The sequence below is a fragment of the Archangium gephyra genome, from assembly GCF_042230915.1.
GTDB classification, from domain to species: domain Bacteria; phylum Myxococcota; class Myxococcia; order Myxococcales; family Myxococcaceae; genus Archangium; species Archangium gephyra_B.
This window is the reverse complement of the sequence record NZ_CP102578.1, coordinates 8612189-8638527: the sequence shown is the minus strand read 5'-3', so window position 1 is coordinate 8638527 and position 26339 is coordinate 8612189. Positions and strand designations below refer to the sequence as shown.

20 protein-coding genes are annotated in these 26339 nt (G+C 69.8%); 13 read left to right on the top strand and 7 right to left on the bottom strand.

Going from position 1 to position 26339, the window contains the following annotated elements; all coding sequences use genetic code 11:
- Nucleotides 1–94: 94 nt before the first annotated feature.
- The 3 genes from NR798_RS33735 to NR798_RS33725 all read left to right on the top strand — a co-directional run bounded on the left by NR798_RS33735 (nt 95) and on the right by NR798_RS33725 (nt 2522).
- Nucleotides 95–313 (top strand): hypothetical protein, encoded by a 219-nt coding sequence (locus NR798_RS33735; RefSeq protein WP_267535148.1) that lies wholly within the window; start codon nt 95–97, stop codon nt 311–313.
- A gap of 576 nt (nt 314–889) precedes the next feature.
- Nucleotides 890–1951, top strand: coding sequence for a DUF1521 domain-containing protein (locus NR798_RS33730; RefSeq protein WP_375766643.1), 1062 nt, complete (start codon nt 890–892; stop codon nt 1949–1951).
- Nucleotides 1952–2024: 73 nt separating this feature from the next.
- The gene (locus NR798_RS33725) at nt 2025–2522 is read left to right on the top strand and encodes a tetratricopeptide repeat protein (RefSeq protein WP_375766642.1); all 498 of its coding nucleotides are present in this window, start codon (nt 2025–2027) and stop codon (nt 2520–2522) included.
- A gap of 22 nt (nt 2523–2544) precedes the next feature.
- Here the strand turns inward: NR798_RS33725 and NR798_RS33720 are convergent, their stop codons facing one another.
- Nucleotides 2545–3156 carry an SAM-dependent methyltransferase gene (locus NR798_RS33720; protein WP_375766641.1) on the bottom strand — a complete coding sequence of 204 codons (612 nt, stop codon included), beginning with the start codon at nt 3154–3156 and terminating at the stop codon, nt 2545–2547.
- 118 nt (nt 3157–3274) lie between these two features.
- On the opposite strand from NR798_RS33720, the gene NR798_RS33715 reads away from it, so the two are divergent.
- Nucleotides 3275–3721, top strand: a complete 447-nt coding sequence (locus NR798_RS33715; RefSeq protein ID WP_375766640.1) for a type III secretion protein — start codon at nt 3275–3277, stop codon at nt 3719–3721.
- A 96-nt stretch (nt 3722–3817) separates the two neighbouring features.
- Nucleotides 3818–5950: a type III secretion system export apparatus subunit SctV gene (gene sctV, locus NR798_RS33710; protein ID WP_375766639.1), complete on the top strand. Its 2133-nt coding sequence runs from the start codon at nt 3818–3820 to the stop codon at nt 5948–5950.
- Between the two features lie 141 nt (nt 5951–6091).
- Here sctV and NR798_RS33705 read toward each other — a convergent pair whose 3' ends face one another.
- On the bottom strand, nt 6092–7213 hold the full coding sequence (locus NR798_RS33705) for an FHA domain-containing protein (protein ID WP_375766638.1): 1122 nt from the start codon (nt 7211–7213) through the stop codon (nt 6092–6094).
- Between the two features lie 33 nt (nt 7214–7246).
- Nucleotides 7247–8302 carry a tetratricopeptide repeat protein gene (locus tag NR798_RS33700; protein WP_375766637.1) on the bottom strand — a complete coding sequence of 352 codons (1056 nt, stop codon included), beginning with the start codon at nt 8300–8302 and terminating at the stop codon, nt 7247–7249.
- A gap of 112 nt (nt 8303–8414) precedes the next feature.
- Between NR798_RS33700 and NR798_RS33695 the strand changes: the two genes are divergently transcribed.
- On the top strand, nt 8415–8930 hold the full coding sequence (locus tag NR798_RS33695; protein WP_375766636.1) for a hypothetical protein: 516 nt from the start codon (nt 8415–8417) through the stop codon (nt 8928–8930).
- A gap of 2 nt (nt 8931–8932) precedes the next feature.
- Here NR798_RS33695 and NR798_RS33690 read toward each other — a convergent pair whose 3' ends face one another.
- A complete protein-coding gene (locus NR798_RS33690; RefSeq protein WP_375766635.1) occupies nt 8933–9730 on the bottom strand; it encodes an RDD family protein in 798 nt (265 codons plus the stop codon).
- 114 nt (nt 9731–9844) lie between these two features.
- Here NR798_RS33690 and NR798_RS33685 point away from each other — a divergent pair, with 114 nt between their 5' ends.
- Entirely contained in the window at nt 9845–10981 is a 1137-nt protein-coding gene (locus tag NR798_RS33685; protein WP_375766634.1) for a hypothetical protein, read from the top strand.
- Here the strand turns inward: NR798_RS33685 and NR798_RS33680 are convergent, their stop codons facing one another.
- Both NR798_RS33680 and NR798_RS33675 read right to left on the bottom strand, forming a co-directional pair.
- A complete protein-coding gene (locus NR798_RS33680; RefSeq protein ID WP_375766633.1) occupies nt 10982–13561 on the bottom strand; it encodes a hypothetical protein in 2580 nt (859 codons plus the stop codon).
- A 100-nt stretch (nt 13562–13661) separates the two neighbouring features.
- Nucleotides 13662–13886, bottom strand: coding sequence for a hypothetical protein (locus tag NR798_RS33675; RefSeq protein WP_375766632.1), 225 nt, complete (start codon nt 13884–13886; stop codon nt 13662–13664).
- A gap of 145 nt (nt 13887–14031) precedes the next feature.
- Between NR798_RS33675 and NR798_RS33670 the strand changes: the two genes are divergently transcribed.
- Nucleotides 14032–14355, top strand: coding sequence for a hypothetical protein (locus NR798_RS33670; RefSeq protein ID WP_375766631.1), 324 nt, complete (start codon nt 14032–14034; stop codon nt 14353–14355).
- A gap of 426 nt (nt 14356–14781) precedes the next feature.
- Here NR798_RS33670 and NR798_RS33665 read toward each other — a convergent pair whose 3' ends face one another.
- On the bottom strand, nt 14782–15483 hold the full coding sequence (locus tag NR798_RS33665; RefSeq protein WP_375766630.1) for an expansin EXLX1 family cellulose-binding protein: 702 nt from the start codon (nt 15481–15483) through the stop codon (nt 14782–14784).
- Nucleotides 15484–15691: 208 nt separating this feature from the next.
- On the opposite strand from NR798_RS33665, the gene NR798_RS33660 reads away from it, so the two are divergent.
- The 5 genes from NR798_RS33660 to NR798_RS33640 are packed head-to-tail and all read left to right on the top strand — an operon-like array spanning nt 15692 to nt 26193.
- Complete coding sequence (locus NR798_RS33660) at nt 15692–17551, top strand: adenylate/guanylate cyclase domain-containing protein (protein WP_375766629.1); 1860 nt, start codon at nt 15692–15694, stop codon at nt 17549–17551.
- Complete coding sequence (locus tag NR798_RS33655) at nt 17551–18849, top strand: protein kinase (RefSeq protein WP_375766628.1); 1299 nt, start codon at nt 17551–17553, stop codon at nt 18847–18849. The genes NR798_RS33660 and NR798_RS33655 overlap by 1 nt, the downstream gene beginning before the upstream one ends.
- Nucleotides 18827–21196: a FecR domain-containing protein gene (locus tag NR798_RS33650; RefSeq protein WP_375766627.1), complete on the top strand. Its 2370-nt coding sequence runs from the start codon at nt 18827–18829 to the stop codon at nt 21194–21196. Before NR798_RS33655 ends, NR798_RS33650 begins: the two co-directional genes overlap by 23 nt.
- Before the next feature lie 37 nt (nt 21197–21233).
- Nucleotides 21234–22250: a stage II sporulation protein M gene (locus NR798_RS33645; RefSeq protein WP_375766626.1), complete on the top strand. Its 1017-nt coding sequence runs from the start codon at nt 21234–21236 to the stop codon at nt 22248–22250.
- Complete coding sequence (locus tag NR798_RS33640) at nt 22210–26193, top strand: serine/threonine-protein kinase PknK (protein WP_375766625.1); 3984 nt, start codon at nt 22210–22212, stop codon at nt 26191–26193. The genes NR798_RS33645 and NR798_RS33640 overlap by 41 nt, the downstream gene beginning before the upstream one ends.
- The last annotated feature ends 146 nt before the right edge of the window (nt 26194–26339 follow it).

Here is a 26339-nt window from a genome sequence, read left to right as displayed (position 1 = left end):
AAACTCCTGAGGGGCAGGACCGATAATCCTTTTGTCAGGTCGCTGCTTCGCGCGGCACCAGGTTCCAACCCAACGATTTCCCAGGAGAATTCAAATGTCCCTCAGCTCTATCGCCAACGCCGGAATGAGCGCCATGGGCGGTCTCTCGAAGGCTCAGCAGGACATGCTGGCCAACGCCCCCGCGGAGATGAAGCCGTTCATGGAGGCGCAGATGAAGATGCAGAAGGAGCAGGAGCTGACCCAGCTCATCACGCAGATGATGAAGCAGATGCACGAGATGGCGATGTCCGTCATCCGCAACATCGGCGGCTGATAGCGCCCTCCGCAGTCAGGTAGTCCGAACCGGCCTCGCGCGGTCCTCGATAAGGGGGCTTCGCGGGGCCGGTTTCGCTTTTGGGGCCCTCGTCCGCACTGCCCCTCGGCGGCTGCGGTGCCGCTCCTCGGCCGCTGTGCCGCGGCTCCTCGGCGGGCCGCCCTGGGAAAATGCCCCGGAAAATCCGCGGGAAATTCCGAAAAGGACGAGGAACGCCCCCAGCTCCTCCTTCACGGGTGGCGAAGCAGGGGCAGAAGGGCCGTCCGAACCGCTCTGGAGTGGCCCTCCCAGAGAGGTCATGCGGGGCCGGTTCCGCTCGTGGAGGGCCGCTCTCCCCAGGCCGGGTGGGCTTGACTGCCTCCCGACCCCTGGTTTCCACTTCCACCCCTGGGGACGTCAGAGGGGACCGGGGCGGGAAAAAGCACTTCCGCAGGTTCGCAGGAAACCTTCGGCGGGGTGGCTCGATAATGGAAATAACTGAAGCACAGCATGCGGCGCTTCGGCGCCGCACCCACAAGATGCCCTGACCCGGTGCGTAGGCTCTTCCTCGCACCCGAGCAAGAAAGGACGAACATCATGTCGACCAAGATCGGTGGTTCTCCGAGCACCACGACCACGGCCCGGACCAACACTGCGGAGCTGCAGACCCTGGGCGCCACCAAGGACGCCGGCCAGGTGCAGACCACGGCGGCCACCACGCAGACCGCCGCCCCGACCAACACCACGGTCGAGAACGATGTGTTCCGCAAGGACCGGTCCATCATGGACATCTTCTACTCGGTCGTCGGCAACGGTCCTGCCACGCCCTCCGCGCCGGCTCCCTCCGACTCCTCCCACCCGTCGGGCAGCCTGAAGACGGACCCCAACGGCGTCATCACCACGCCGGGCGGCTACAAGATCGAGGCCACCAGCCAGTTCGAGTGGAAGATCACCGGTCCGGACGGCAAGAACACCCGCGTCTGGGGCGACCCGCACGTGGACGAGGGCGACGGTGGCAAGTGGGACTTCAAGCGCGACAGCACCTTCGTGCTCGGCGATGGCACCCGCATCAACTGCACCACCGCCCCCTACGGCAACGGCATGACGGTCTCCTCCAAGCTGGAGATCATCTCCGGTAACGACCGCGTGCAGGTCACCGACCTCGACAAGGGCAAGGGCAAGACCGGCCCCGTCACCCAGGACGGCTACGCCAACGTCAACAGCTTCGGCGGCAAGGACGTCTTCGTCATGGGCAAGGAGACCGATGACTGGTCCTTCACGGGCAAGGAGGTCATCGGCAGCAACAACGGCGGCGAGTCCTTCAAGCTCGGCAACAACCTGGCCGCGGGCGCCCCGGCCCCCGGCACCAACAATCCCACGGATACCAAGAAGCCGGCCGACTTCCTCGGCAAGCTCGGCGATCTCTTCAAGCAGATGTCCAAGCTCTTCGACACGCTGCGCAAGCTCACCGAGAAGCTCGAGAAGAACAACCCCTTCGAGCGCCCCACCACCACCGGCCCGCGCGGTGGCTGCTGGGTGGATCGCCGCCAGAGCACCCTGCAGAGCAGCTTCGAGGACATCGGCCGCATGCTCGACAAGGCGGCGTCCCTGCGTGACCTCACCCGGAGCGTCAGCCAGAACCGCTACCTGACGTTCTGAGCTCTGGTCTAGACTCACCGGGCGGGAGGGTCGTGCGCGGCCCTCCCGTCTTTTTTTTCCCACAGGTGCTCCCGTGAGCAATACCCCGCAGAAGCCCGCCGGTACCACGCGCGTCATTTCGGAAGAACTCGGCGAGAAGCTCGTCGTCGGAGAGATCACCCCGGCGGAGTTCCTCGGCCTGTCCCGCGAGATGCTCTACGAGATCGCCACGCGCGGTCACGACATGCTGAAGACCGGGAAGCTTCAAGACGCCCTGGACATCTTCAAGGGGCTGGTGGCCGCTTCCCCCCACGACAGCGTCTTCCACTGCAACCTGGCGTCGACCTACGCCCACCTGGAGAAGTACGCCGAGGCCAAGGCCGAGTACTCCCGGGCGCTCGAGCTCAACATCGGCAACGTGGATGCGCTGGTGGGACGCAGCGAGCTGTTCCTGCGCGAGGGCAACGTGCCCGCGGCGCTCCAGGACATCCAGGCCGCGTTGAAGCTGGATCCCGAGGCCAAGCGCGAGAACACCAAGCGCGCGCGCGCCACCCTGACGATCCTCCAGAACGCGGAGGCGGCCAAGAAGTAGCCGCCTCCCGGGCGGGTGGGGCCTACCGGCGCTGGTACACCGCCGCGAGCGCCGAGCCCCAGTCCGTCTTCATCACCTTCATCTTCTGGAAGACGAGCTCGGGCGAGGCCAGCGTCTGGCCGGCCATGACGACCCTCGCCCCGGGCTTGAGCTCCTCCAGCTTGTGGGTGAGCTGCGCGATGAGCTCGGGGCCGTAGCAGGTGCCATGCGCGAAGAGCACGTCGGCCTCGGACAAGTCCGTGGCCAGGAAGTCTCCATCGATGAAGTCGATGCGCTGGTGCTGGTGCTCGGGCCCCAGGCGGGGGCGGATGTCCGCGTCGTAGCGGCTCAGCACCTTGCGTGCCGCATCCCCCAGGCCGGGGAGCAGCTCGATGCCCACCACCCGGCGGAAGGGGAAGGCGAGGGCGGCCAGGAACGTCGCCTTGCCCGTTCCGGAGCCGAGGTCGAAGAACACCTCGCCCTCCTTGGGCGCGGCCGCGAGCAGCACGTCGTGGAAGGCCGGGGGAATCACCTCGCCGTAGGTGGTGGCCGCCTGCTGCAGCCCCATCCGTTCCTTCTCGTTCCGGGCGATGTCGTATCCGGAGAAGCCTGAGTAGAGCTGCTCGAAGATTTCCTGGGCATGCGCGAGGTCCATGCCCCCCATCTTACGGAAGGTGCGTCCCGGGAGGACGCTGCTGTGAGGCCTGTCCTGTTTTTCCGGTAGGGAGCTTCCGTCGGTTCGGAGGCTCGTAGTAGCATCGAGGTTGACTACCATGGCGAACTCCGACCCTGATGTGTCCACGCCCGACCTGCTCCAGCAGGCGATGCAGGGATTCCAGATGTACGAGCAGGGGCGTTACGACGAGGCTCGAGTCATCTTCCAGGAGCTGTCGGCCCTGGACCCCGCGGAGGGCTACTACCGCACGGCCCTGGGAGCCACCTGCCTGGCGGTGGATGACCTGGACGAGTCGCTGGTGCACTTCAACGAGGCCATCCGCCTCAATGACACGGACACCGCGGCGTTGATCAACCGGGGCGAGGTCCACCTGCGCCTGGGCAACATCATGGACGCGGTCCATGACTTCTCCCGGGTGGTGGAGCTGGACCCGGAGAACAAGGACCCCCTGACCGAGCGTGCGCGGGTCCTGGCCGCCGCGGCCCTCCAGAGCGCCGAGGAGGCCCAGCGGGAGCCCGCCGTGGCCGGGGGCCGCAAGGAGTAACTGGCTCGCCTGGCTGGCCGCTGCGGGTGGCCGGCCGCGGAGTCCGGGGCAGGAGGCTTGGGAAAGTAAGCGGGGCTCGCTAGGATTGCGGACTGAATGTCCGCCCAGAGCAACAGCAACAGCTTCCTGTCCAAGTACTCCGACATCGTCCTGGCGTGCGTTGTGGTGGCCATCATCGGGATGATGATCGTCCCGCTGCCGCCGATGCTGCTGGACGTGCTGCTCACCCTGAACATCAGCATCTCGGTGGTGCTGCTGCTCATCTCCCTGTACGTCCCCACGGCACTGCGGCTGTCGGTGTTCCCGACGCTGCTGCTCATCACCACGATGTACCGGCTGGCGCTCACCATCTCCACGACGCGCCTCATCCTGCTCACGGGCGACCCGGGCGAGGTGGTCGAGGCCTTCGGTCACTTCGTGGTGGCCGGCAACATGGTCGTCGGTCTGGTGATCTTCATCATCCTCGTCATCGTCAACTTCATCGTGATCTCCAAGGGCAGTGAGCGCGTCGCCGAAGTGGCCGCGCGCTTCACCCTGGACGCCATGCCCGGCAAGCAGATGTCCATCGACGCGGACCTGCGCGCCGGCTCCATCGACCAGGACGAGGGCAAGCGCAAGCGCCGCGACCTGGAGCGCGAGAGCCAGCTGTTCGGTGCCATGGACGGCGCGATGAAGTTCGTGAAGGGCGACGCCATCGCCAGCATCATCATCACCGTCATCAACATCGTCGGTGGCCTCATCATCGGCGTGATGCAGAAGGGCATGGAGGTGGGCGCCGCGGCCCAGAAGTACACGCTGCTCACCATCGGTGACGGTCTGGTCGGAATGATCCCCGCCATCCTCATCTCCACCTGCGCCGGTATCATCGTGACGCGCGTGGGCGGCGACGAGGAGGGCAACCACCTCGGCAAGGACGTGGGCACGCAGCTGACCGCCTACCCCAAGGCCATCGCCATCGCCGCGGGCATGCTCATGGTGCTCGGCCTCATCCCTGGCCTGCCCAAGATTCCCTTCTTCCTGCTGGCGGCCGGCGCTGGCTACGGCTCCTGGAGGATGCTGAAGAACGAGGAGGCGCTGGCGGCCGGTGATGCGGCGGGCCTCACCGCCGGGGAGACGCCCGAGGGCGAGACGCCCGCGGCCACCGAGCCGCAACCCAAGGAGGCCATCAACCCGGACTCCGAGCTCTTCATCCCCGTCGTCACGCCCATCGTGCTGGAGGTCTCCGACGCCCTGGTGCCCTACGTGGACTCGCGCCAGGACAACGGCAAGTTCCTCTTCGAGCTCATCCCCTTCATGCGCGACGGCCTCTTCGTGGAGATGGGCGTGCGCTTCCCGGGCGTGCGCGCCCGCGGCAACTCGAACCTGCCTCCCGGCGCGTACCAGATTCAGATCAACGAAGTCCCCGTGGTGACGGGCCAGGCCACCCTGGGCCACGTGCTCGTCAACGACACGGTGGAGCGCCTGAAGCTGATGAACATCCAGGGCTTCGAGGCCGTCAACCCCGCCACCCGGCAGGCCGCCGCGTGGGTGCCCGAGCACCACAAGGCCACGCTCGAGGCCGCGGGCCTCACCACCTGGGACGTGCCCGGCTACATCATCCTCCACCTGGCCGCCGTGCTGCGCCGCCAGGCGCGCGAGTTCATCGGCGTCCAGGAGACGCAGTCGATGCTCGACCAGCTGGAGAAGGCCTTCCCCGCCATCGTGAAGGAAGTGGTTCCCAAGGTCGTCACCGTGCTCAAGCTCACGGACATCCTCGGGCGCCTCGTGGAGGAGGAGATCTCCATCCGCGACCTGCGCGGCATCCTCCAGGCGCTGGCCGAGTACGGCCAGGTCGAGGCCGACAACGTCATGCTCACCGAGCACGTGCGCTCCAGCCTGCGGCGCTACGTGTCCCACAAGTTCGCCCGCGGCACCGGCACCCTCGTGGTCTACCTGTTGGATCCGCAGATCGAGGAGGCCATCCGCGGCTCCATCAAGCGCACCTCCGCCGGTACCCACCTGGCCCTCGAGCCGGACATCGCCCAGGAGATCGTCCAGGCCGTGAAGTCCGAGTGCGGCCACCTGCCGCCCAGTGCGCAGCGCCCCGTCATCCTCACCGCCATGGACATCCGGCGCTACGTCCGCAAGCTGCTCGAGTACGAGTTCAACCCGCCCTTCTCCGTCGTCTCCTTCCAGGAGCTGTCGCCGGAGCTCAACATCCAGCCGGTGGCCCGTATCTCCATCCGGTAGTGGTAGTAGTGGGAACCCGGGTGCTTCTGGCACCCGGGGGTAGCAACCCGGGTATTCCCGATACCCTCACCCCGACCCTCTCCCGGTGGGAGAGGGAGGGGATGCTCGAGAGGGAAGGGGATGCGCGATTGAGGGAGTGGCTCAGACGCCCACGAACAGGGCGATCAGCACGCCCACCGCCATCACGAAGATGACGCCCAGCGCCACCAGTGGGATGTAGCGCTTGATGTCCGGCTCGGCGACCTCGTCCTCCGGCTCGTTCCGGCGCACCACCGGCGGCGGCGGCGCGGGCCTCACCGGCTCCTCCACCGCGGGCTCCGGCTCGGCGGCGGGCTCCTGCTCCGCCTGCTCCGCCGCGGGCTCCTCGGCCGCCGCGGGCTCGCTGCTGGCCGCGGCCTCCTGCTCGGGCTCCGGCGTCTCTTCCGCGGGCTGCTCGGTGGACGCCGCCGCCCGCTTCCCCGACGAGGGGCGCTCACGCACGGCCGGCAGCGGATTCGTCCTCGAGCTGGGCTCCTCCTCCGAGCTGCTCGGGGCCACCGCGGCCAGGGCCTCGGACTGCTCCTCGGGCGCCTCGGACGGGCACACGTAGACGAAGCGGACGCCGCCTACTTCCAGCTCGTCTCCGTCCTTCAGCGTCTTGCGGTTCACCCGCTTGCGGTTGACCTTGATGCCGTTGCGGCTGCCCAGGTCCTCCACGTGCGTGCCGGACCAGTCGCGCCGCACCTTCACGTGCCGGCGGGAGATCAGATCGTCCCGGAAGACCACGTCCGCCGAGTCGTCCCGGCCGATGACGAACTCCTGGGCGTCGTTGACCTCCAGGCGCTCGCCCTCGCGCGGGCCGTTCATCACCCGCAGGTAGCGCTCCTCGCCACCGGACAGGCCCCGCATCACGTCCTTCACCATGTTGCGGGCCACGAAGGACGTCTTCTGCGACTCCACGTCGTGCGGCAACTCCGCCACCCTGTCGAAGCGCACGTCGAACTGCGCGATGACGATCACATCCCCGTTGCGCAGCAGCCGCTTCTCGCCCTTGGGCAGCGGCTTGCCATTCACCTGCGTGCCATAGGCACTGCCCAGATCCTCCAGGAAGAAGAGGTTGCCCTCCTGGGTGATGCGGGCATGGCTGCGCGACACGGCCTGCTGCGCCAGCACCACCTGGCAGGCCTTGTCGCGGCCCAGGGTGATGACGGCATCGTCCAGGACGAACTCGGTGGGTTTTCCACCGGCTTCACTGCTCTGCTTGACGGTTAGCCTGACGCTCATCGCGATGGCGGGGGGCGAGGTTCCGGGCAGCCGCTAGTACGACCTGGCGCTGAGGAACTTGTCGCACGTCTCCGACTCCGAGGGGAACTCCTCCACCGAGCCGTACTTGAGGAAGTTCTTGCACGCAACCTCGGCGTGCTGACGCTTCTGGCTGCTCGAGTAGATCTCGAACAGGCCGTAGTGGCAGGGCGCGTACTTGCCGTCGCGCTTGAGGCACTCCTTGTAGGTGCGCTCCTCGTCGGCCAGCAGGCCCTCGTCCTTGTACTTGCGCGCCAGCATGAAGAGGGACTCCGCGCTGTTCTCCGCCCGCTGCGTGTCGCGGAACTGCTTGAGGCCCGCGTCGGCCAGGGCCGCCTTCTTCGTGGCGATGGTCAGGTTGTTGGCGCACACCGCGTGATCCGGCTTGAGCTCCATACAGCTGCCGAAGGACTGCACGGCCTCCGCGTAGCGCGCCAGCTCCATCTGCACCGCGCCCAGGTTGTTCCACCACTCGGGGTTCAGCCCGGGGGCGAGCTGCACCGACTTGAGCATCTCCGCCGCCGCCCCATCCAGGTTTTCCAGGCGGTAGTAGATGATGCCCAGGTCATGGTGGGCCTGGGCGTTGTTGGGGTCCACCGTCAGCAGCGTGAGGAACTCCTTCTCCGCTTTGTCCAGCTTGCCCATGTTGATGTAGGTGAGCCCCAGGTTGTAACGGGCCTCGATGTAGTCCGGGTTCACCTTCAACGCGCGCTGGAAGCTGTCGTGCGCCTTTCCATAGGCCTGCTCGTCCAGGTACAGCTTGCCCAGGTTCATGTACGAGGCCGCGTGGTCCTGGTTGAAGCGGATGGCCTTGATGAAGTGGTCCCTCGCCAGCTTCTTGTTGCCCGAGTACATGGCGATGAGGCCCTTGTTGGCCCAGAGGTCCGCGTACTGGGGGGCGAACTCCAACCCGAGGTCGCAATACACCTCGGCCTGCTTGAGGTCCCCCTTGGCGATCTGCTGGGTGCACAGCTCGTTGTTCACGAGGGCCCGTTCGGACGGAGGCGGGGTGGTGACGCAGGCGGAGGCCAGGAGCAGGGGAAGGACGAGCGCGGAGCGGAGGGCAGACATGACGGGTGGGAGTGTAGGAGAGGCCCCCCACCCGGATCAACGCCCCCGGCCAGGAGATTCCGTGCGGTTTCAGTGGTTTAGCCGCCGCCCGGGGACGCTAGAGTCCGGGCCCATGCGCTCGCTTCTGCTCGCTCTCGGCATCTCGGCGGCCCTCTTCGCGGCCACCCCCGCCCACGCCCAGTTCGCCAACCGCAGCCTCGGCCTGTCGGTGGGCTACATGCGGTTCAACAACACGGCCAGCCTCAACGACACCGTGTTCATCGGCTTCGACGCCAGCCTCTACATCGAGAGCGGCTTCGAGGTGGTCTCCCTCACGAAGATCGCCTTCCCGGAGGATCCCATCAGCGGGCAGCGGGTGGTGGGCCTGGCCCCGTCGCTCGGCATCCGCTACCTCTTCCTGGAGGAGTCCATCCGGCCCTACCTGGGCGCGGACCTGAGCTACCTGCACGTCTTCAAGCCGCAGGGGGACTCGAACTTCTTCGGCGTGGGGCCCAACGCGGGGCTCGAGGTCTTCGTGTCCGACTCCATCAGCCTGGGCGCCCGGGCGCAGTTCAACGTCTACCTGTCGCTGACGGAGCGGGTGCAGACGTCGCTCATCCTGTCGGCGGGCACGTCCGTCTACTTCTAGTCCTAGGCCACCGCACGCGCCGTGCCCCCGGGCCGTGCGCCGGGGGAGGGCAGCAGGGCCGCGGCCACCAGCAGCGTCCACTTCTCGTCCGAGAGGTGGGCGGGCTTCTCCAGGGCCAGCAGCTCCTGCAGCTTCGTGCCGAGCGCGGAGAAGAGGCGCAGGCGGGCCTCCATCCGCAGCTCCTCGCGCCGCAGGGCCGCGGAGAGCACCAGCTCCCGCACCTCGGCGCTCAATCGCTTCACCCGCGAGACGAAGAGCGGATCCGCCAGCAGCCCCTCGTCCGCCGTGGCCCCGAGCGCCGAGGGCACCTTGAGACGGCGCTCGCGCACCACGATGGTGCCGGCGAGCATGTCCCCCAGCCGCTGCTGCGCGCCGGACAGCAGCGCCGCCGTTCCGCCCACCAGGTAGAAGAAGGGCAGCCTGTCCACCGGCCGCGCCAGGTTGCGCAGCGCGGCGTGGTAGAAGCCGATGCGCACGCCGCTCTGCTGGATGACGCGCAGCCCCATCACCCGCTTGCCCACCGTCTGCCCGCTCCAGGCGGTCTCCAGCGCGATGCCGTAACCCCAGTCCACCAGGAAGTAGAGGACGAAGCCCAGCGCGCTGGCGAAGCCGGGGAAGGCGAACATCGTCATGCTCAGCCCCATGAGGATGGCCAGGGTGAAGCCACCGACGATGAGCGCGTCCATCAGCCACGCCAGCAGGCGCGAGTAGAGCCCCGCGAGCGTGAAGCGGAATTCCACGTACTCGGGCGTGAGCACGGTGTGCGTGCCGTCGAGGAGGGTGTCGGGCGTGTCCGTCACGGCCCCAGTCTAGAATATTTCCAGCGGCTCGACGTCCCGAGGGCCATCCACGACAATCACCCTGAACGCGCTGGGCCCTTGGGTCCGCGTTCATCCCCTGGGAGGGGGTTCCCCATGCGTTTTGGTGCTCGCAGTCTCGCTGCCGCTCTGGTGCTGTTCGCCTCTGGCTCCGCTTCCGCCGTGGAGCTCAACTATCAGTGGAAGAAGGGGGATGTGCACCGCTTCCAGTACGAAGATGACACCTCCATGGAGATGAAGATGCCCGGCGGCATGGGCGGCATGGGCGGCATGGGCATGCAGATGCCCGGCATGGACATGGGCAAGGGCGGCATGAACGTGCGCATGAAGGTCCAGTCGACCTTCAGCCAGAAGGTGCTCTCGGTGCGCCCGGACGGCACCGCCGAGGTGGAGCTCACCTTGGAGAAGATGGATCTGATCAGCGGGGACAAGCGCACCACCACGCTCGACAAGATTCCCGCCGCGGCGAAGACGGTGAAGGCCGAGGTGGACCGCAAGGGCAACGCGAAGTTCTACAAGATGGTGACGATCTACGTCCAGGAAGGCCGCACCGTGGTGGGCGTGCACAACCTGAAGGCGGGGCCCCGGGGCGCCAGCGCCTCGATGACCGCGGGCGACACGCGCGTGGACGTGGTGGCCGCGGTGGATCCGAAGAGCGGCACCGTCTCGCTGCGCATGGATGAGAAGAAGGCGCCGCCTCCGGCGCTCAAGGCCGTGAAGATCAAGGAAGAGGATCCCGCCGTGGACGTCCTCCCCAAGCAGATCTTCGAGATGATGGTGCTCCCCGAGGGGGACATGGCGCCGGGCGGCCGCTACGAGGTCACCACGCCCATGGGCGCCATGGCGACGACGCTCGCGGAGATCGAGAACAACGTGGCCCAGATGCACACCACCGTGGCCCAGAAGACCGAGGTCCCCGCCGAGGCCGGCGAGGAGAGCGAGCTCGGCGGCGCCGACGTGGAGTCCGGTGACGAGAACGAGGGCGGCGCTCAGGCCATGGGCGGGATGAACATGGGCGGCATGGGCGGGATGAACATGGGCGGCGGCAAGCCGGGCAAGGGCGGCGGCGCGGGCGGGGCCATGGGCATGAAGGTGGACGTGGACGTGACCACCGGCTTCGACGTGGCGGCCGGCCGGCTCGTCCGCATCGAGGGCACCCAGGTCATGGACCAGTCCTCGGGCGGCATGGGCGGCATGAAGGTCCGCTCGCGCTTCTCCCTGCAGCGGCTGTAATCAGGCCGAGCGCCAGCGGGCCCGGAGCCACTCCGTGGCGTGGTGCCGTGCGAAGAGCCGGCCCACGCCGTGCTCGTCCACCAGCTCCCAGACGCCCATCCCGCCCTTGCGCTCGAGTCCCTTGAACATCACCCGGCCGGCGTAGCGGAACACCTCCGCCAGCTCGCCGGTCGGGTGGAAGCCCGCCGTCAGCTTGATGGGCTCGGACGGGAAGAAGTAGCGCTGGTGGAGGTCCGGGTGCAGCGTCTCCGGCGCCAGCTCGAACTGGCAGAAGAAGCGCTGATCCCCCACCGTCTCCTGCCAGGCCAGCAGCGTCTCCTCGGAGACCGCGACGCCCGCGTTGTAGATGTCTCCCGGCGCGTCCTCTCCCTGCTTCGCGGCGTCCTCCAGCGCGTCCTTGAGCGACTGCTCCAACGCCCGCCGCGCGCCCTCCAGGTCGCCCGCCTTCAGCGCCGCGCGGGCCTCGGCCTCGGCGGAGTAGGGCACCTGCACGGACAGCGGCGCGCCCACGAACACCAGCCAGGGATGGGCCAGCCAGGGATTGCCCCGCCGCTGCCGCTCCTGCGTGAGCAGCGCGTCCGCCTTCGCCCGCGCCGCCCCCGAGCGCGCCGTGCCCCGGGCGCTCTCGTTGATGCGGTCCGCGATCGCCACCTTGGAGAGGCCGAACACGTCGTCCTCCAGCGTGATGACCAGCGGCGCCGGGCCGTAGGACACGAACACGCCCGCTTCCAGGCCCTCGCCCCGGCCTCGCGCCAGCGCCGCCTCCTTCTCCCGCTGGATGATGACGCGCACCCCCGGCCGGGCCGCTTGCAGCTTGCGCTCGTACTCCTCCTCGATGGCCTTCAGCCCCGCCTCCACCTGCTCGCGGGAGATGGCCTGCGCCAGGCGCTTCTCGTACGACACCAGCTGGCGGCGGATTCCCACCGCGAGCGTCAGCAACCGGTCCACCGTCCCACTCAGCGAGAGCGCGTCGCCGAGCAGGTTGTTGACCGAGACGCCTCCCTTGTCGGACAGCTGCGACATGCCCCCGTAGAGCGCCTTCGCGTCGGCGAGGATGGGCAGGTAGAACTCCCGCCGCAGGAAGTCCGCCATCGCCGCGCCACCGAGCAGCTGCGTGCGCCGGGTGAAGTCCTTCACGTCCACGAACAGGTGCGCCACTGGGGCAGTCACCGCCGAGCGCAGCAGCGGCCCCGGCTTCGTGGAGAGCTGGTAGAGCCGCCCGGCCTGGTACTCCGCCTCCAGCCCGCCCTCGACCTCCTCGCCGGTGCGCGCCTCCATCATGCGCCGCAGCGGGAACTGCGAGCGCTCCAACCATACGTCGCAGACGAACGCGGTGGCGGCGCTCGCGTAGCTGGCGTGGGCCTTGGCGCGCGAGAGCCCCGCCATCGCCGCAGGCTCCTTCGCCGAATACTCCTTGAGGCGGGCGGCCACGTCGTTCAGCACCTCGGCCGCGGGGCCCTTCAGCGTGTCCGTGTAGGTCCGCAGCTCCTTCACCAGGTGCTTGCGCTCCTTGTCCTCGGCGAGCAGGGCCGTCAGCTCGGCGGGGCGCGTGGCGAGCGCCCGCAGGTACTCCGTCAGGGCCGCCTGGAAGCCGCCGCCCTCGCCCAGGCGCACCGCGCGCACCAGCGACTCGCGCAGGGCGCTCATGCCCACCGCCAGCTCGGCCTTGCGCGCCAGCAGCTCGTCCCGCGAGAGCCCGTGCTCCAGCGTGGTCCGCACCGTGTCCACCGGCAGGCCGCCGGGGTACTGGGCCACCAGCTTGTCCGCGTCGGGGACTCCCGCCAGCAGCTCACAGCCGTAGAGCGTGGAGCCGCCCGTCAGCAGCAGCTTCGTGCCTCCCAGCGCCGCCATGGGCCCCAGCGCCGATTCGATGCGCGCGGCGAGCTCGCCGGAGGGCTGAGCCTCGCGCACCGCCCGCTCCACGCCCAGCCGCAGCGCGAGGTACAGGCCCGTGGCCGTGCACGTCACCAGTTGGCGCTGCACAGCGACGGGCAGCTCCAGCGTGCGCAGCGTGCCCTCCACGCCCGGCAGCAGCGAGGACAGCATCAGCGCCACCAGCGCCGGCGTCTCCTCTCGCCCGCGCGACTCCTTCATCTCCACGAAGGCCCGCCGCATCAGCTCGATGACGAGCGCCACCAGCGAGCGTCCTCCACCCCCCGGCCCCAGCCAGGCCGCCATCACCCCGCCGGTGAGCAGCGGGTGCGTGAGCGTGGCGAGGTCCGCGGTGGCGCGCGTGTCCGGGCCTCCCGTGCCGGGCGACAGCGTCGGCGGCACCGTGGGCATGGTGGCGTACTCCTCCACCAGCAGGAAGCGATCGAACTCCCCGGTGGAGACCAGGTCCCGGTGCCGCGACAGCAGCATCACCGCGAGCTGGCGCGCGCTCTGCGGGAAGAGCGCCGCGGCCTCGGGCGTGATGTGGAAGGGCACCCGCAGCTCCGCCAGTGACACCCCCAGCGAGAAGCGCAGCCTTCCGGGCTCCAGGCGCAACAGCTCGGACGCGCGTCCGTAGAGCTGGCCCACCAGCTCGAATCGGCGTTGCGCGATGGGAGAGACCACGGCCCCCTGTGCCGGCAGACTCATGGCCCCGACTATTTCACTTTTTCAGCCCGCCTTGAACCGCTCCCCGGACGCTTTACAGCCCATGCGGTGCGTGTCGACGGAGTTGTCGCGAGAAGCGGACTCAAGCAGTCAGCCGAAATGAAGGCACGGCAGGGGTGGAGTGCTGGGAGGGGTTGCGGCCCACGAGGGTGAGTGAGAACTCGCGCTTGAGATGGCTGGCGTTGTTGCCACCGCCGCTGCCCAGCTCGAGCACCTCCTTCAAGGGCCCGGACTCGGCGGAACGGAGGCGCCGGACATACTCGGCGGCCTCTTCCGCGTAGTCTGACGGGGGGAGACCAGCGGCCACCAGTCAGCCAGCTCTTCGTAGAGTTTCATGACCTCGACCTTTCCCCCGGAGCGTTCAAGCGAGCACACCTCGAGTGCGAAGTCCTCGCGGACCTGCTCCCTCCCGGGCAATGCTCTCGCGTGGACGAGCCTGTTCGGGGGGGCACTTGCTAGAACAAGTCATTCTCTTTCTTCTGTTCATCGGTGCGGCGCAGGTTGTCAATCGACTCGCGAAACGCCCGGTGATGAATGGGGCCGCGTGGTATCTGGTCGCGGCTGTCATCGTGTATACGAGTGCCTTCGATCGAGACCGTCTGGCGCTCAACGCGCAGTCTCAGCTGACAGAGACCATGCGATTGAAGCTGCTCACAGAGATGATGTTGCGCCACGTTCGGAACATGCTCCTGCCCGCCTGCGTCGCCATCTATTACGCACGGAAGTTCTCGAAGGCCAAGGCTGCTGCCGCCAGCCACCTGAGCGCCCGGACCTAGAAGACCGCCGGGCGGGCGCGCGTCAGCTCGCGAGCAGGAAGCCGCTGATGCGCTCCGACAGCCAGTGCCGGAAGATGTCCGTCGTCGGCGGGCAGTGGCGGCAATCCTTGATGAGCTCCGTGCTGGCGAGCGTGGAGAACAGCTCAGATGTCCGTGTCGGGCGGAGCCTCGCCCGTCACCTTGCTCATGCGCGAGTCGCCTGCGGCGCATCGTCGGGTTGCACACTCCACTCGACTTCCAAGTCTCGGATCACACCTCGCCTCCCCCGAGCGGGGGTCGAGCCGAAGCCGCAAGAGGCGAGCCCCGCGCCTGAGGCCGCAGCGAAGGCGGAAGCAAAGAAGGAGCGGACGCCGCGACTTTCTTGGGCCGGGCTGCTGCGCAGGGAGGAAATGGGCCTCAAGGCGGAGTCCGGGAGGGCTCGCGGACTCAGCCCGCCTTGAACTGGGCCGCCCCGTCGTAGGTCGCGTTGGAGTTCGCCCCGGGCAGCGTGTCCTCCAGCGTCTGCCCGTCCGAGGCCGTCACCCGCACCTTCAGGGGGCCGCTGCCCATGCCCGAGGGCTCGACGAAGTAGTTGTAGCTCTCGCGCTTGACGTTCACCCAGGCGCCGTTCTTCCAGTACTCGAGCTTCGTCACCGGCAGGCGGTGGTTGAGCACCTGGATGGCCGTCCAATACTGCGAGCTGCCGTCCTTGAGGTGGTAGCGCACGGGGCCCTGCACGTCGCACGTCACCATGCGCCAGCGCACGTTCACCCGGCCGTCGATGGGGTTGGCGATCTTCGCGAAGGCCTCGCGGCTGAGGTCCAGGTGGCCCCGCGTCGGGCAGTCCGGGCACGAGTCCACGATGCGCACGCGCAGGTTGCCCTTGGGGCCCTCGATCTCCACGCACGCGCCGCACACAGCGCTGTTCTCGTACTGGCCGATGTTCATCGCCGCCACGTCCAGGTTCTCCGGGCTCGGCTGGAAGCTGCAGTTGCCCGCGCCCGTCGCGTCGTAGAAGGTGATGAGGCCGTCCTGGAACTCGCCGAGGGCCTGCAGGACCCCACCCGGGTCGGTGGGGCCACAGGCCGTGAGCAGCGGGAACAGGAGCGCCGCGAGCCAGCGGGCGGGAGCGGTCTTCTCGATGCGCATGACGGATCTCCTCTCAGCGGGGATGGGGGCGGGAGTGTAGCGCGTCCAGGCCGCCGCGCCCGGCTGCTCGCTCCAGGAGCGTCCCCCCGCAGAGGGACCGGGCGGGTAGCGGGAGCGGTTCGGGGCTCGCTCCGCGCCTCCAGGGGGTGATAAGCCGGGACTTCCTCCCCCGACGTCCCTCGGAACGCCGAGCCCCCTCAGATACGCGATGGCAGCCAACCCTGTCCCCGTAGTGGAGACTCGCAGCGCGGAGCGCGGCACGGAGCATCTCCCTCCTTCCACCGGCGAGACGAGCACCTCGGTGGCCCCGCGAGGCCTCCCGCTCTTCACCCGCCTGTTCCTCCTCACCCTACTCTGCGCGCTGCCTCCCCTGGTGTGGTTGGGGTGGAGCATGGTGGACACCAACGAGAAGTCCCTCCAGGAACTCGTCCGCCACCTGCACCGCTCCATCGTCGGGGACGTCCAGCGGACCGTTGGGGATGAACTGGCCCGTGTCGAGCAGGACCTCGAGGGCATCTCCCAGATCCTCTTCGCGCCCGGGCTGGGCGACGACGCCACACGCTACGCCCTCGTCGGCCCCCGGTTGGGGCCCTCGCACAACATCGACTTCGTCACGCTCTATGCCCCGAGCGGCCAGAGCGTCACCACCGTGAAGGCGGACGAGGTGCCAGACCCGCGGGGCGCCCCCCGGCTGGAGCCCGCGATCCTCGAGGCCCTCCGCGCTTCCAACGGACGGCTCGTGTTCCAGGCCGTACGCGCGAATACGCAGGGGGAGCCGGTGCTCGAGGCCTTCTACCCCATCGTCCACAACAGCACCGTGCGCGCCATTCTTGGCACCCAGGTGAAGCTCGGCAGGCTGTGCGATTCAGTGGGCGATCTGGGTGAGAAGTTCCTCGGTTCGCGCGAGAATGTCTTCGTCGCGGACCACGAGCGGCGGCTCGTGCTCCACGCGGACGCCGCCCGGGTGGCCGCTCGCGAGGACATGTCCCGGCATGGCCTCTTCGCGGCGCTCAGTGGCGACTCCTCCTTCCGTACGCACATGGTCGCCGTCTCGGACTTCCAGCTGGACGGCCTGGAGATGGTCGGCTCGCTGGAGACCATCCCCGAGCAGGGCTGGGCGGTGGTCGTGCATCAGCCCCATTCGGTGGTGTTCGCGTCGCTGTCGGAGATGCGCAAGTCCATCCTCGCCGCGTTCGCGGTGGCCGCGCTGGTGGCCCTGCTGGCCGGTTTGCTCGGCGCCCGGCAGGTCACCCGGCCCATCCGGGATCTCGTGGCCGCGACGCAGGCCCTCGCCGAGCGCACCTTCCGTGGCGTGGGCGAGCGTGTCACCCGGCGCGGGGACGAGCTGGGCACCCTGGGCCGCGCCTTCGACAGCATGGCCGTGACACTGGAGGCCAAGGAGCGCGAGGTCGTCACCCAGACGCAGGTGCGCGCGGCTCTCAGCCGCTACCTGTCTCCCGACGTGGTGGACCTGATCGTGTCCAACCCGGACCAGCTGCGGCTCGGCGGCGAACGCCGCGAGGTCACCATCCTCTTCGCCGACGTGGTGGGCTTCACCAAGCTGTCAGAGTCCCAGCCACCGGAGATCATCGTCGCGCTGCTCAACGAGCTGTTCACCTTCGCCACCGAGATCATCCAGCGGCGCGGGGGCATCATCGACAAGTTCATCGGCGACTGTGTCATGGCGGTATGGGGCTCGCCCCAGTCGCACCCGGACGACGCGCTGCGCGCGGTGCAGGCCGCCGAGGACCTGCGGCGCTGGCTCGACGTGGGCAACCGCCGCTGGCGCGCGCGCTGGGGCATTGAAATCCAGCTTGCCATCGGCGTGCACACCGGCCCGGCGGTGGCGGGCAACGTCGGCAGCGAGAAGCGCATGGAGTACACCGTCATCGGTGACACGGTGAACATCGCCGCACGCATCGAGTCCATGGCCCAGCCGGGGCAGATCCTCGTCAGCGAGGCCACGCGCGAGCGCATCGGCGACAGCGGCGTGGAGCTGGTACCCGCCGGAGAGCGCCAGTTGCACGGCCGCACCGCCGCCACCCGCATCTTCGAGGTGCCGCTCTGATGCTCCAGGCGGGCACGGTCATCGCCGGGCGCTTCCGCGTCCTGCGATCGCTCGGGCAGGGGGGCATGGGCACGGTGTACGAGGCGGAGCAGCTCGGCCTGGGCCGCCACGTGGCCCTCAAGGTGATGCACCCGCACGTCGCCAGCGCCCCCGGCTTCACCGAGCGTTTCCAGCGCGAGGCCCAGGTGCTCGCCCGCCTGCGCCACCCCGGCTCGGTGGAGGTGTACGACTACGGGCTCGACGCCGGCTTCCTCTTCCTCGCCATGGAGCGGGTGTCCGGCGAGACGGTGGACTCCCTCATCATGCGCGAGGGCGCGCTGCCGGTGCCGCGTGCGGTGGGTCTGGCCGTGCAGGTGCTGGAGGTGCTGGAGGCCGCGCATGCGCAGGGCATCGTCCACCGCGACCTCAAGCCCGCGAACCTCTTCCTGGAGCCCCACCCGGGCGGCGAGCGCGTGAAGGTGCTCGACTTCGGCCTGGCCGCGCTCGGGGGCGAGCTGCACGCGCGTCTCACCCAGGAAGGCATGTCGGTGGGCACGCCGGGCTTCATGTCCCCGGAGCAGATGCGCGGGCAGCCGACGGACGGGCGCAGCGACCTGTACTCCCTGGGGTGCGTGCTCTACGAGCTGCTCACCGGCTTCCCTCCCTTCCCGGTGATGCCCTCGGCGGAGATCGTCGTCGCGCACCTCTACAAGCCGGTGCCCGCGTTCCACGAGGTGCGGCCGGACCTCTCCGTGCCCGAGCGCCTGGAGTCCCTGGTGCGCAGGGCCATGGAGAAGCTGCCCGCCGCTCGCCCGCCCGATGCGACGGCCATGCGCCAGGAGTTGCTGGCCGTGCTCGCCGAGCCGGTGGGGCCTCCCGCTCTGCCCAAGAAGCGGGGCGAGGGAAAGAAGACGGAGCGGGGGCTCGGGCGGGCGCGGCACGAGGTGCCCGTGCCCAAGCCCGTGCCCGGTAGCGCGCCCGTGGCCGTGCTGGTTCCCACACATCAGGAGCCCGCTGGCAACACGCTGGTGATGTCGCTCGCCGCGTGTGGATTCCAGGCGTGGGTGGCCTCGGAGGCCGAGCCGTGGCAGGCCTTCGGCGCGCTGCTCGTCGTCGCGGACGGGCGTGAGTCGCTCGCCTGGGCGAGGACCCTGGCCGCGCGCCCGGGTTCCCCTCCCGTTTTGCTGTGTGGTCCCGCGGATGACTGGGACCTGGTGACGGGCGCGCTCGAGGGAGGACTGTTCGACTTCGTCCCCCTGCCGCTCGATCCAATCGATCTGACCCGGAAGGTATCGCGTGCCCAGAAGCTCAAGCGTTAGAGGACTCGTCACGGCGCTCGCCCTGGTGCTGTGCCTGCCCGCCGTCTCGTGGGCCGAGGCTCCCAAGCCGGCCGATGACGACGTGTACGTGGTGCAGCCCGGGGACACGTGCGGAAGCGTGGCGCGCAAGCTGTTCGGCGATGCGACCACCGGCTCCGCGAAGCTGCACGCGCTCAACAAGATGGGAGCCCCGCCGCATCAGCTCGTACCGGGCACGGTGCTGCGCATCAAGGGCGACCCCGACGCGCGCCTCACCTTCATCCGCCCCGAGGTCAACTCCAAGCGCGCGGGCAAGGTGGAGTGGTTCCAGGCGAACACGGGCCAGGGACTGTGGCGGCTGGACTCCGTCAACACGCTGCGCGAGGCCGGCGCCGAGGTCACCTTCCGCGACCTGACGCGCTTGCAGATGAACGAGAACGCGCTCGTCGTCATCTACGGCCAGGCCACCAAGGCGACGGACAAGGTGAAGAAGTCCGGCGCGGTGGAGCTGCTGCAGGGCGAGCTGAACGTCTCGCTGGCGGAGCTGCGCGGCGAGCCCGTGGGCGTGCAGATGCCGGCCGCCACGGTGGCCGCGCGCTCGAAGGACCTGCACCTGGGGGTGGATGCGCAGCAGATGAGCCGCGTCTCCGTCTTCGACGGGCAGGCCGAGGTGAGCGCGCAGGGCCAGAAGGTCCAGGTACCCAAGGACCACGGCACGCGGGTGGAGAAGGGGAAGCTGCCCGAGAAGCCGCGCCCGCTGCCCGAGGCGCCGGCGTGGGCGGGCGGGGTGCGCTCGGTGCGGCTGCTGCTGGACGACAAGGGCGTGGACGAGGAGCTCGCATGGGCGCCGGTGAAGGACGCGGCGTCGTACCGGGTGGAACTCGCGCGCGACGAGCGTTTCAATGACCGGGTGCACGGGGAGACGGTGCAGGCGGCGCAGGAGCCGCTGAAGTCCCTGGCCCGGGTGCTGGCTCCTGGCAGGTACTTCGCGCGGGTGCGCGCCGTGGACGCGGCGGGCCTGGTGGGCAAGGCGTCCGCCGTGCGGCAGGTGGAGGTGATGCGCGTGAAGACGGAGCGCGGCACGGTGGGCCCCCAGGGCCTTCGGGGCGCGTACCCGCTGGAATTCGCGGTGGAAGGCGCCGAGTCGCTGGACTTCCGTCTCGATGGAGTCCCCACGACGCACCCGGTGCGGGTGGAGGGCGTGGGCACGCACACGCTGGAGCTGCTGCCCCGCGGGATTCCCGAGGCCCGCCCGGAGAAGCTGACGCTCACGGTGGTGCCGCCCCGCGTGGACGTGGACGTGGAGCCCGTGGCTGGCGCGTTCCGGGTGACGGTGCGGGTGCTCGACGAGCAGGGCAAGCCGCTGGAGGGCCCCTTCGCCGCGTTGAAGCTGCGCGGGCTGCACGGCACCCAGGTGGACGAGCCGCTCCAGCGTCAGGCGGATGGCTCGTTGTTGACGCGCGCGGTGCCGGGGACGCGGGGCGGTGAGCGCCTGGCCTCGCTGGAGGCCCTCTGGGGCGAGACGCCCGTACAGCAGGTCAACGCGCTGGTGCCCGTGGAGCAGGCCCCGGTGGCGGTGGCCGTGGAGCCCGAGCCTTCCGGGAAGTCCGCCGAGGCGGAGGTGGCGCTGATGCCGATGCTGGGCGCTCCCTCGGGCGGCCTGGTGGAGGCGGCCCCGCTGCCCACGGCCTTCATGCCGCAGGCCTGGCTCTTCGAGCTGCGCGTGCAGCCCGGCCTGGAGCCGGCGGGCGTGGACGTTGCCCGCGGACGCACCACCCTCGCCGTGGAGGGGCGCGTGTCCGAGCGGGTGGCCGTGGGCACCGCGCTGGCGATGCGTCCCGGCGTGCTGCTGGGCGGGAGTGAAGCGGGTCTGCCCGCGACGGCGCTGTCCGCCTCGCTGTCGGCCCGGGTGCGGCTGACGGACCATCCGGACTTCCGCGTGCTGTTGGCCTTCGACGGCACCCTGGCGGACTCCCGCTTCGACGAGGAGGCGCGGGGGCTGCGGCTGCGTCCGGCCGTGCTCGCGGGGATGCGCCGGGAGCGCTGGGCGTTCTCCACCAGCCAAGCCTATGCCCTCCGGCCGGGCCAGGCGCAGGCTACCTGGGACAGCTCCTATCAGGTCTGGTTCCTCCCCCTGCCCATGCTGTCGCTCGGGGCCGGGCTCGACGCGCTGCTGGACGCCACGCCCCGGGAGCCCGGCCCGGTGGGCTTCGCGGCCGGAGTGGGGGCCCGCCTGAAGCTCGGAGGCTTCGAGCTGGGTACCTCGGTGCGCCGGGGCTTCGGCCCGGACGGAGCGCGCCTCTGGGGCGGTTGGAGTGGACAGCTGACACTGGGCTGGTCCGGCCTGGGGGCCCTGCTGCCTCAGTAGTCACGCGCCGTCCACCGATGGCTTAGAGTCTCCATGTATGGAGATGCCCGAGTTCATCGAGGCGAGGCGGCCGCGCTGGCAGCAGTTGGAGGCCCTGCTCGACAAGGCCGAAGGGCGGAGCCTGCGTGCCTTGAAGCTGGAGGAGGCGCGCTCGCTGGGCAAGCTGTACCGCGCCGTCTCTAGCGACCTGCTCTGGGTGCGCGCCCGCGGCGGCTCGGCCGACGTGAGCGAGTACCTCAATGATCTGGTGGGCCGCGCCTACGCGCTCACCTACCCGGGACAGCGGCCGAGGTTCTCCGACGTGTGGGGTTTCGTCGCTCGCGGCTTCCCCGCGCTGTTGCGCCGCGAGTGGCGCATGTACGTGGCCTCGGTGCTCCTCTTCCTGGCGGGCCTGGGCTTTGGCTACCTGGGCATGCTCGTGGACCCGGACGCCGCCCCCTACCTCGTCCCCGAGCAGCACCTGAGCATGGATCCCGTCGAGCGCGCCGCCAACGAGGCCTCCGGCGACGGCATGTCCACGCAGGAGCAGGCCGCGTTCACCACCTTCCTCTTCACGCACAACATCGAGGTGGCCTTCCTCGCCTTCGCGCTGGGCATCACCGTGGGCGTGGGCACCGCGCTGATGCTCTTCTTCAACGGCCTCATGTTGGGCGCGCTCGCGCAGGTGTACACGGCCAAGGGCATGGCCGGCTGGTTCTGGGCGTGGATCCTCCCCCACGGCATTCCGGAGATCACCGCCATCTGCATCGCGGGCGCGGCGGGCTTCGTCATCGCCCGGGGACAGGTGGCGCCGCGAGGGCTGCCTCGGGGCATGGCCCTGCGCCAGGAGGCCGTCACCGCGGTGAAGCTCCTCTTCGGCACGCTCGTGCTCTTCGTGCTCGCCGGCTTCATCGAGGGCACCATCTCGCAGATCCATCCGCCGAAGCTGTCGGTGCTCTTCAAGGTGTCCTTCGCCCTGACAGTGGGGGTGGGGGTCTACGCCTACCTGTGCTCGGATTGGATGCGCGGGGCCCGTGCGGACGCCGCGAGCCCGGATGGTGGCGGTGCGCGATAGCCGCGGACCGGCGGACCTCATGGACCACGACACGACAGCTCCGACGGGCAAGGTGATCGCCGGCCGTTTCTCGCTCGAGGGCGAGGCCGGACGCGGAGGCATGGGCACCGTCTACCGTGCCAGCGACGCCACCACCGGCCGGCGTGTGGCCCTCAAGCTGCTGCATGCCGTCACCACCCCGCAGGCGGCCATGCGCTTCAACCGCGAGGCCGTGCTGCTCGAGGGGCTGCACCATCCCGCCATCGTCTCCTATGTGGCGCATGGCACCACCGAGACCGGCCAGCCCTACCTGGCCATGGAGTGGCTCGAAGGGGAGGACCTGGCGCATCGCCTGAAGCGCGAGCCCCTGAGTCTCTCCGAGGTCCTGTCGCTGCTGCGCCGCGCCGCCGAGGGGCTGGCTACGGCCCACCGGCAAGGCATCGTCCACCGCGACATCAAACCCTCCAACCTCTTCCTGCGAGGGGGCCGGCCCGAGGACGTGGTGCTGCTGGACTTCGGACTGGCCCGCCATGCGGTGCCCGCGCTGGTGGGGGTGACGGGCACCGGCACGGTGGTGGGCACGCCGGGCTACATGGCGCCGGAGCAGGCCTCCAGCCAGCGGGAGATTCCGCCCGCGGCCGACATCTTCTCGCTGGGGTGCGTGCTGTACGAGTGCCTCGCGGGCAAGCCGCCCTTCGCCGCGGCGCACTTCGCCGCCGCGCTGGGCTTGATTCTCTTCGCCGAGCCGGCGCCGCTGCAGAAGGCGCGCCCCGGACTGCCCATGGGCCTGCAGGTGCTGGTGGACCGCATGATGGCCAAGGACCCCAAGCGGCGGCTGCCGGATGCCGACAGCCTGCTGGAGGCGCTCGCCGCGCTGGAGTCGGTGCCCGCGCTGCTGTTGCCCCAGGCGGAGGCGGAGTCGAGCCCCCTCAGCCTGGCGGGAGCCGAGCAGAAGCTCGTCAGCGTCCTGCTGGTGTCCCCGCGCGTCATGCTCCAGGAGGAGACGGCGGATTGGGACCAGGGGGTGGCCCTGCGCGACTCCCTGCGCACGGAGCTCTCGCCCTATGGCGCCCAGGTGGAACTGCTGGCGGATGGCTCGCTGGTGGCCACCCTGGTGCCCGAGCGCGGCACGGCGACGGATCAGGTGGCGCTGGCGGCGCGCTGTGCCCTCAACCTCAAGGAGCGCTGGCCCGAGGCCGCCGTGGTGCTGACCACGGGCCTGGGGGTCGTCAACGAGCGGCTGCCGGTGGGCGAGGCCATGGACCGGGCGGGCCGGCTGCTGCGCCAGGTGGGCCAGCTGCCCGTCTCCTCGCGGGTGGTGATGGACGAGGTGACCGCCGGGCTGCTCGGCGCGGGTTTCCGGCTCTCGCGCCTGGAGTCGGGCACCTTCGTGCTGCAAGGCGAGCACCTCAGCGCGGACGAGTCCCGCCCGCTGCTGGGCAGGCCCACGCCCTGTGTCGGCCGCGAGCAGGAGCTGGCCCTGCTCGACTTCACCTTCAACGCCTGTGTCGAGGAGTCCTCCGCCCGGGCCCTGCTGGTGACGGCGCCCGCGGGCGTGGGCAAGTCCCGGCTGCGCCACGAGTTCCTGCGCCGCGTGGAGCGCCGGGAGCAGCCTCCGCTGGTGCTGGTGGGCCGTGGAGATCCGATGAGCACGGGCGCCTCGTACGGCCTGCTGGGCCAGGCGCTGCGGCGGCTGTGTGAGATCGTCGAGGGCGGGGGCCTGGAGGAGCACCGGGAGCGGCTGTCCCAGCACATCGCCCGGTACCTGCCGGAGGCCCGGGCCCGCGAGACGGTGGAGTTCCTCGGCGAGCTGTGCGCCATTCCCTTCCCCGAGGAGGGGAGTCCCCGGCTGCACGCGGCCCGGAGCGATCCGCGGTTGATGAGCGCGCAGGTGGGCCGGGCGCTGGTGGCCTTCCTGACGGCCGAGTGTGCCCACCAGCCGGTGCTGCTGGTGCTGGAGGATCTGCACTGGAGCGATGCGCTCACCGTGGCGCTGGTGGACGAGGCACTGCGGGAGCTGGGCGAGCACCCCTTCATGGTGCTGGCGTTGGCCCGGCCCGAGGTGAAGACGCTCTTCCCGGGCCTCTGGTCGCGGCGCCTCCAGGAGGTGTCCCTGCACGGGCTGAGCCGCAAGGCAGGGGCGCGGCTGGTGCGCGAGGTGCTGGGGCCGCAGGTGCCGGACACCGTCGTGCAGCGGGCCGTGGAGATGGCCGACGGCAACGCGCTCTTCCTGGAGGAGCTGATTCGCGGAGTGGCCGAGGGGCGGGGGGAGGGGACTCCGGAGACGGTGTTGGCGGTGCTCCAGGCGCGTGTGCAGCGGATGGAGCCGGGGGCGCGCCAGGTGTTGCTGGCGGCCAGCGTCTTCGGCCGTGCCTTCTGGACGGGAGGCGTGTTGGAGCTGTTGGGCCGGCAGGTCGCGAACGAGACGCTGACGCAGCACCTGCGGATGCTCGAGGAGCAGGAAGTCATCGAGCGGCGGCCGCACAGCCGGTTCTCCACCGAGGCCGAGTACCGCTTCCGTCATGCGCTGGTGCGGGACGCGGCCTACGGCCTGGTGCCCGACAGCCATCGTCCGGTGGGCCACCGCCTGGCCGCCACCTGGTTGGAGCAGAAGGGCGAGCCGGAGCCGCTGGTGCTCGCCACGCACCACCAGCTCGGCGAGCAGCCGGAGCGCGCCGCCCTCTTCTACACCCGGGCCGCCGAGCAGCTCTTCGAGCGGCATGATCTCCCGGGCACGATGCGGTGCGTGGAGGCGGCCCTGGCCTGCGGGGTGGCCGGAGTGCCCCTGACGCGGTTGCGCGCGCTCCAGGCCACGGCGGCCTTCTGGATGGATCAGTTCTCGAGGACGCTGGAGCTGGGCGTCCCGGTGTTGCCCGAGCTGCCGGCGGGCAGCCCGCTCTGGTGCCGGTTGATGGCCGGGCTCCTGCTCGCGAGCCTCCATGAGGGACAGCCGGAGCTGGGAGGCCGGTTGATCGAGCTGCTGATGCGCACCGCGCCGGAGCCCGTGGCGATCCCCGCCTATGTCGAGGCCGTTGCCTTGCTGGCGCTGCCGATCAGCTGGTTCGGCGAGCGCCAGCGGATGGCGGGACTGCTGGAGCGCATCCTGGAGGTGGGGGCGGGCCTCTCGGAGTCCGATCCCCTGACGCGTGGCTGGACGGCGTTCACGAGGACCTACTTCCTCTTCTTCATGGAGCCCAGCCCGTGGCAGGCCTTCCAGGTGGCGGAGCAGGGGATGAAGGACTTCCGGGAGGTGGGCTCGGAGCGCAACGCGCTTCTCCTGCAGGTGCTGTCGGGACTGGCCCTGGGCTTCCTGGGGGAGTTGCCCACCGCCATGGAGCGGATGCGCGAGGTGCTGGACATCGCCCGGCGGACGGAGCAGCAGGTCACCCTGTCCTACGGCCAGCACTACCTGGCCCTGGTGCTGACCGTCAGCCACGAGCCGGAGCATTGGCACGAGGCCCGTTCCCTGCTGCGGGAGTACATGGGGAGTGAGGATCCCCAGTCCTTCCGGTGGGGCTCCGGGCTCGCGATGCTGGCGAGGATGGACGCGGCACAGGGGGCGCTGCACGAGGCCGAGACGCGTGCACGTCAGGCGTGTGAGCAGCTGGCGCCGTTCCTGTCCTATCTGACCCTGGCGCGGGCGATCCTCGGCTCCCTCTTGCTGGCGCAGGGGCGCGCCCCGGAGGCCCGGCAGGTGGCGGCGCTCGGAGTGAAGGACGTGGAGCGGGTGCACTGCACGGGGGCGTTCGCGGTGGCCATGCACCTGGCGCTGGCGGAGTCCTGCTTCGCGGAGGGGGCTGCCGGGGAGGGGGACGCTGCCCTGCACGACGCACTGCGCTGCGTGCGTGCCCGCGCCCGTGACATCCCCGACACCGGAGCCCGCGAGCGTTTCCTGAGCCAGGTGCCAGAGAATGCCCGGACGCTCGAGCTGGCCCGCCAGCGCTGGGGCGGCCTCCCGAAGTAGGCTCTCTCCTCTCCGTGTGTCCGAGCGGCCATCGGGCCTCCGGCCGGGTCTTTGGCCACCCGGGTGGATTCTCGCGTGTGTTAGCGTGCCCGGGTGTTCCCAGGGGGGCTCGCATGCCTCCGCGCTCAGCACTCGCTCGGGTCGTG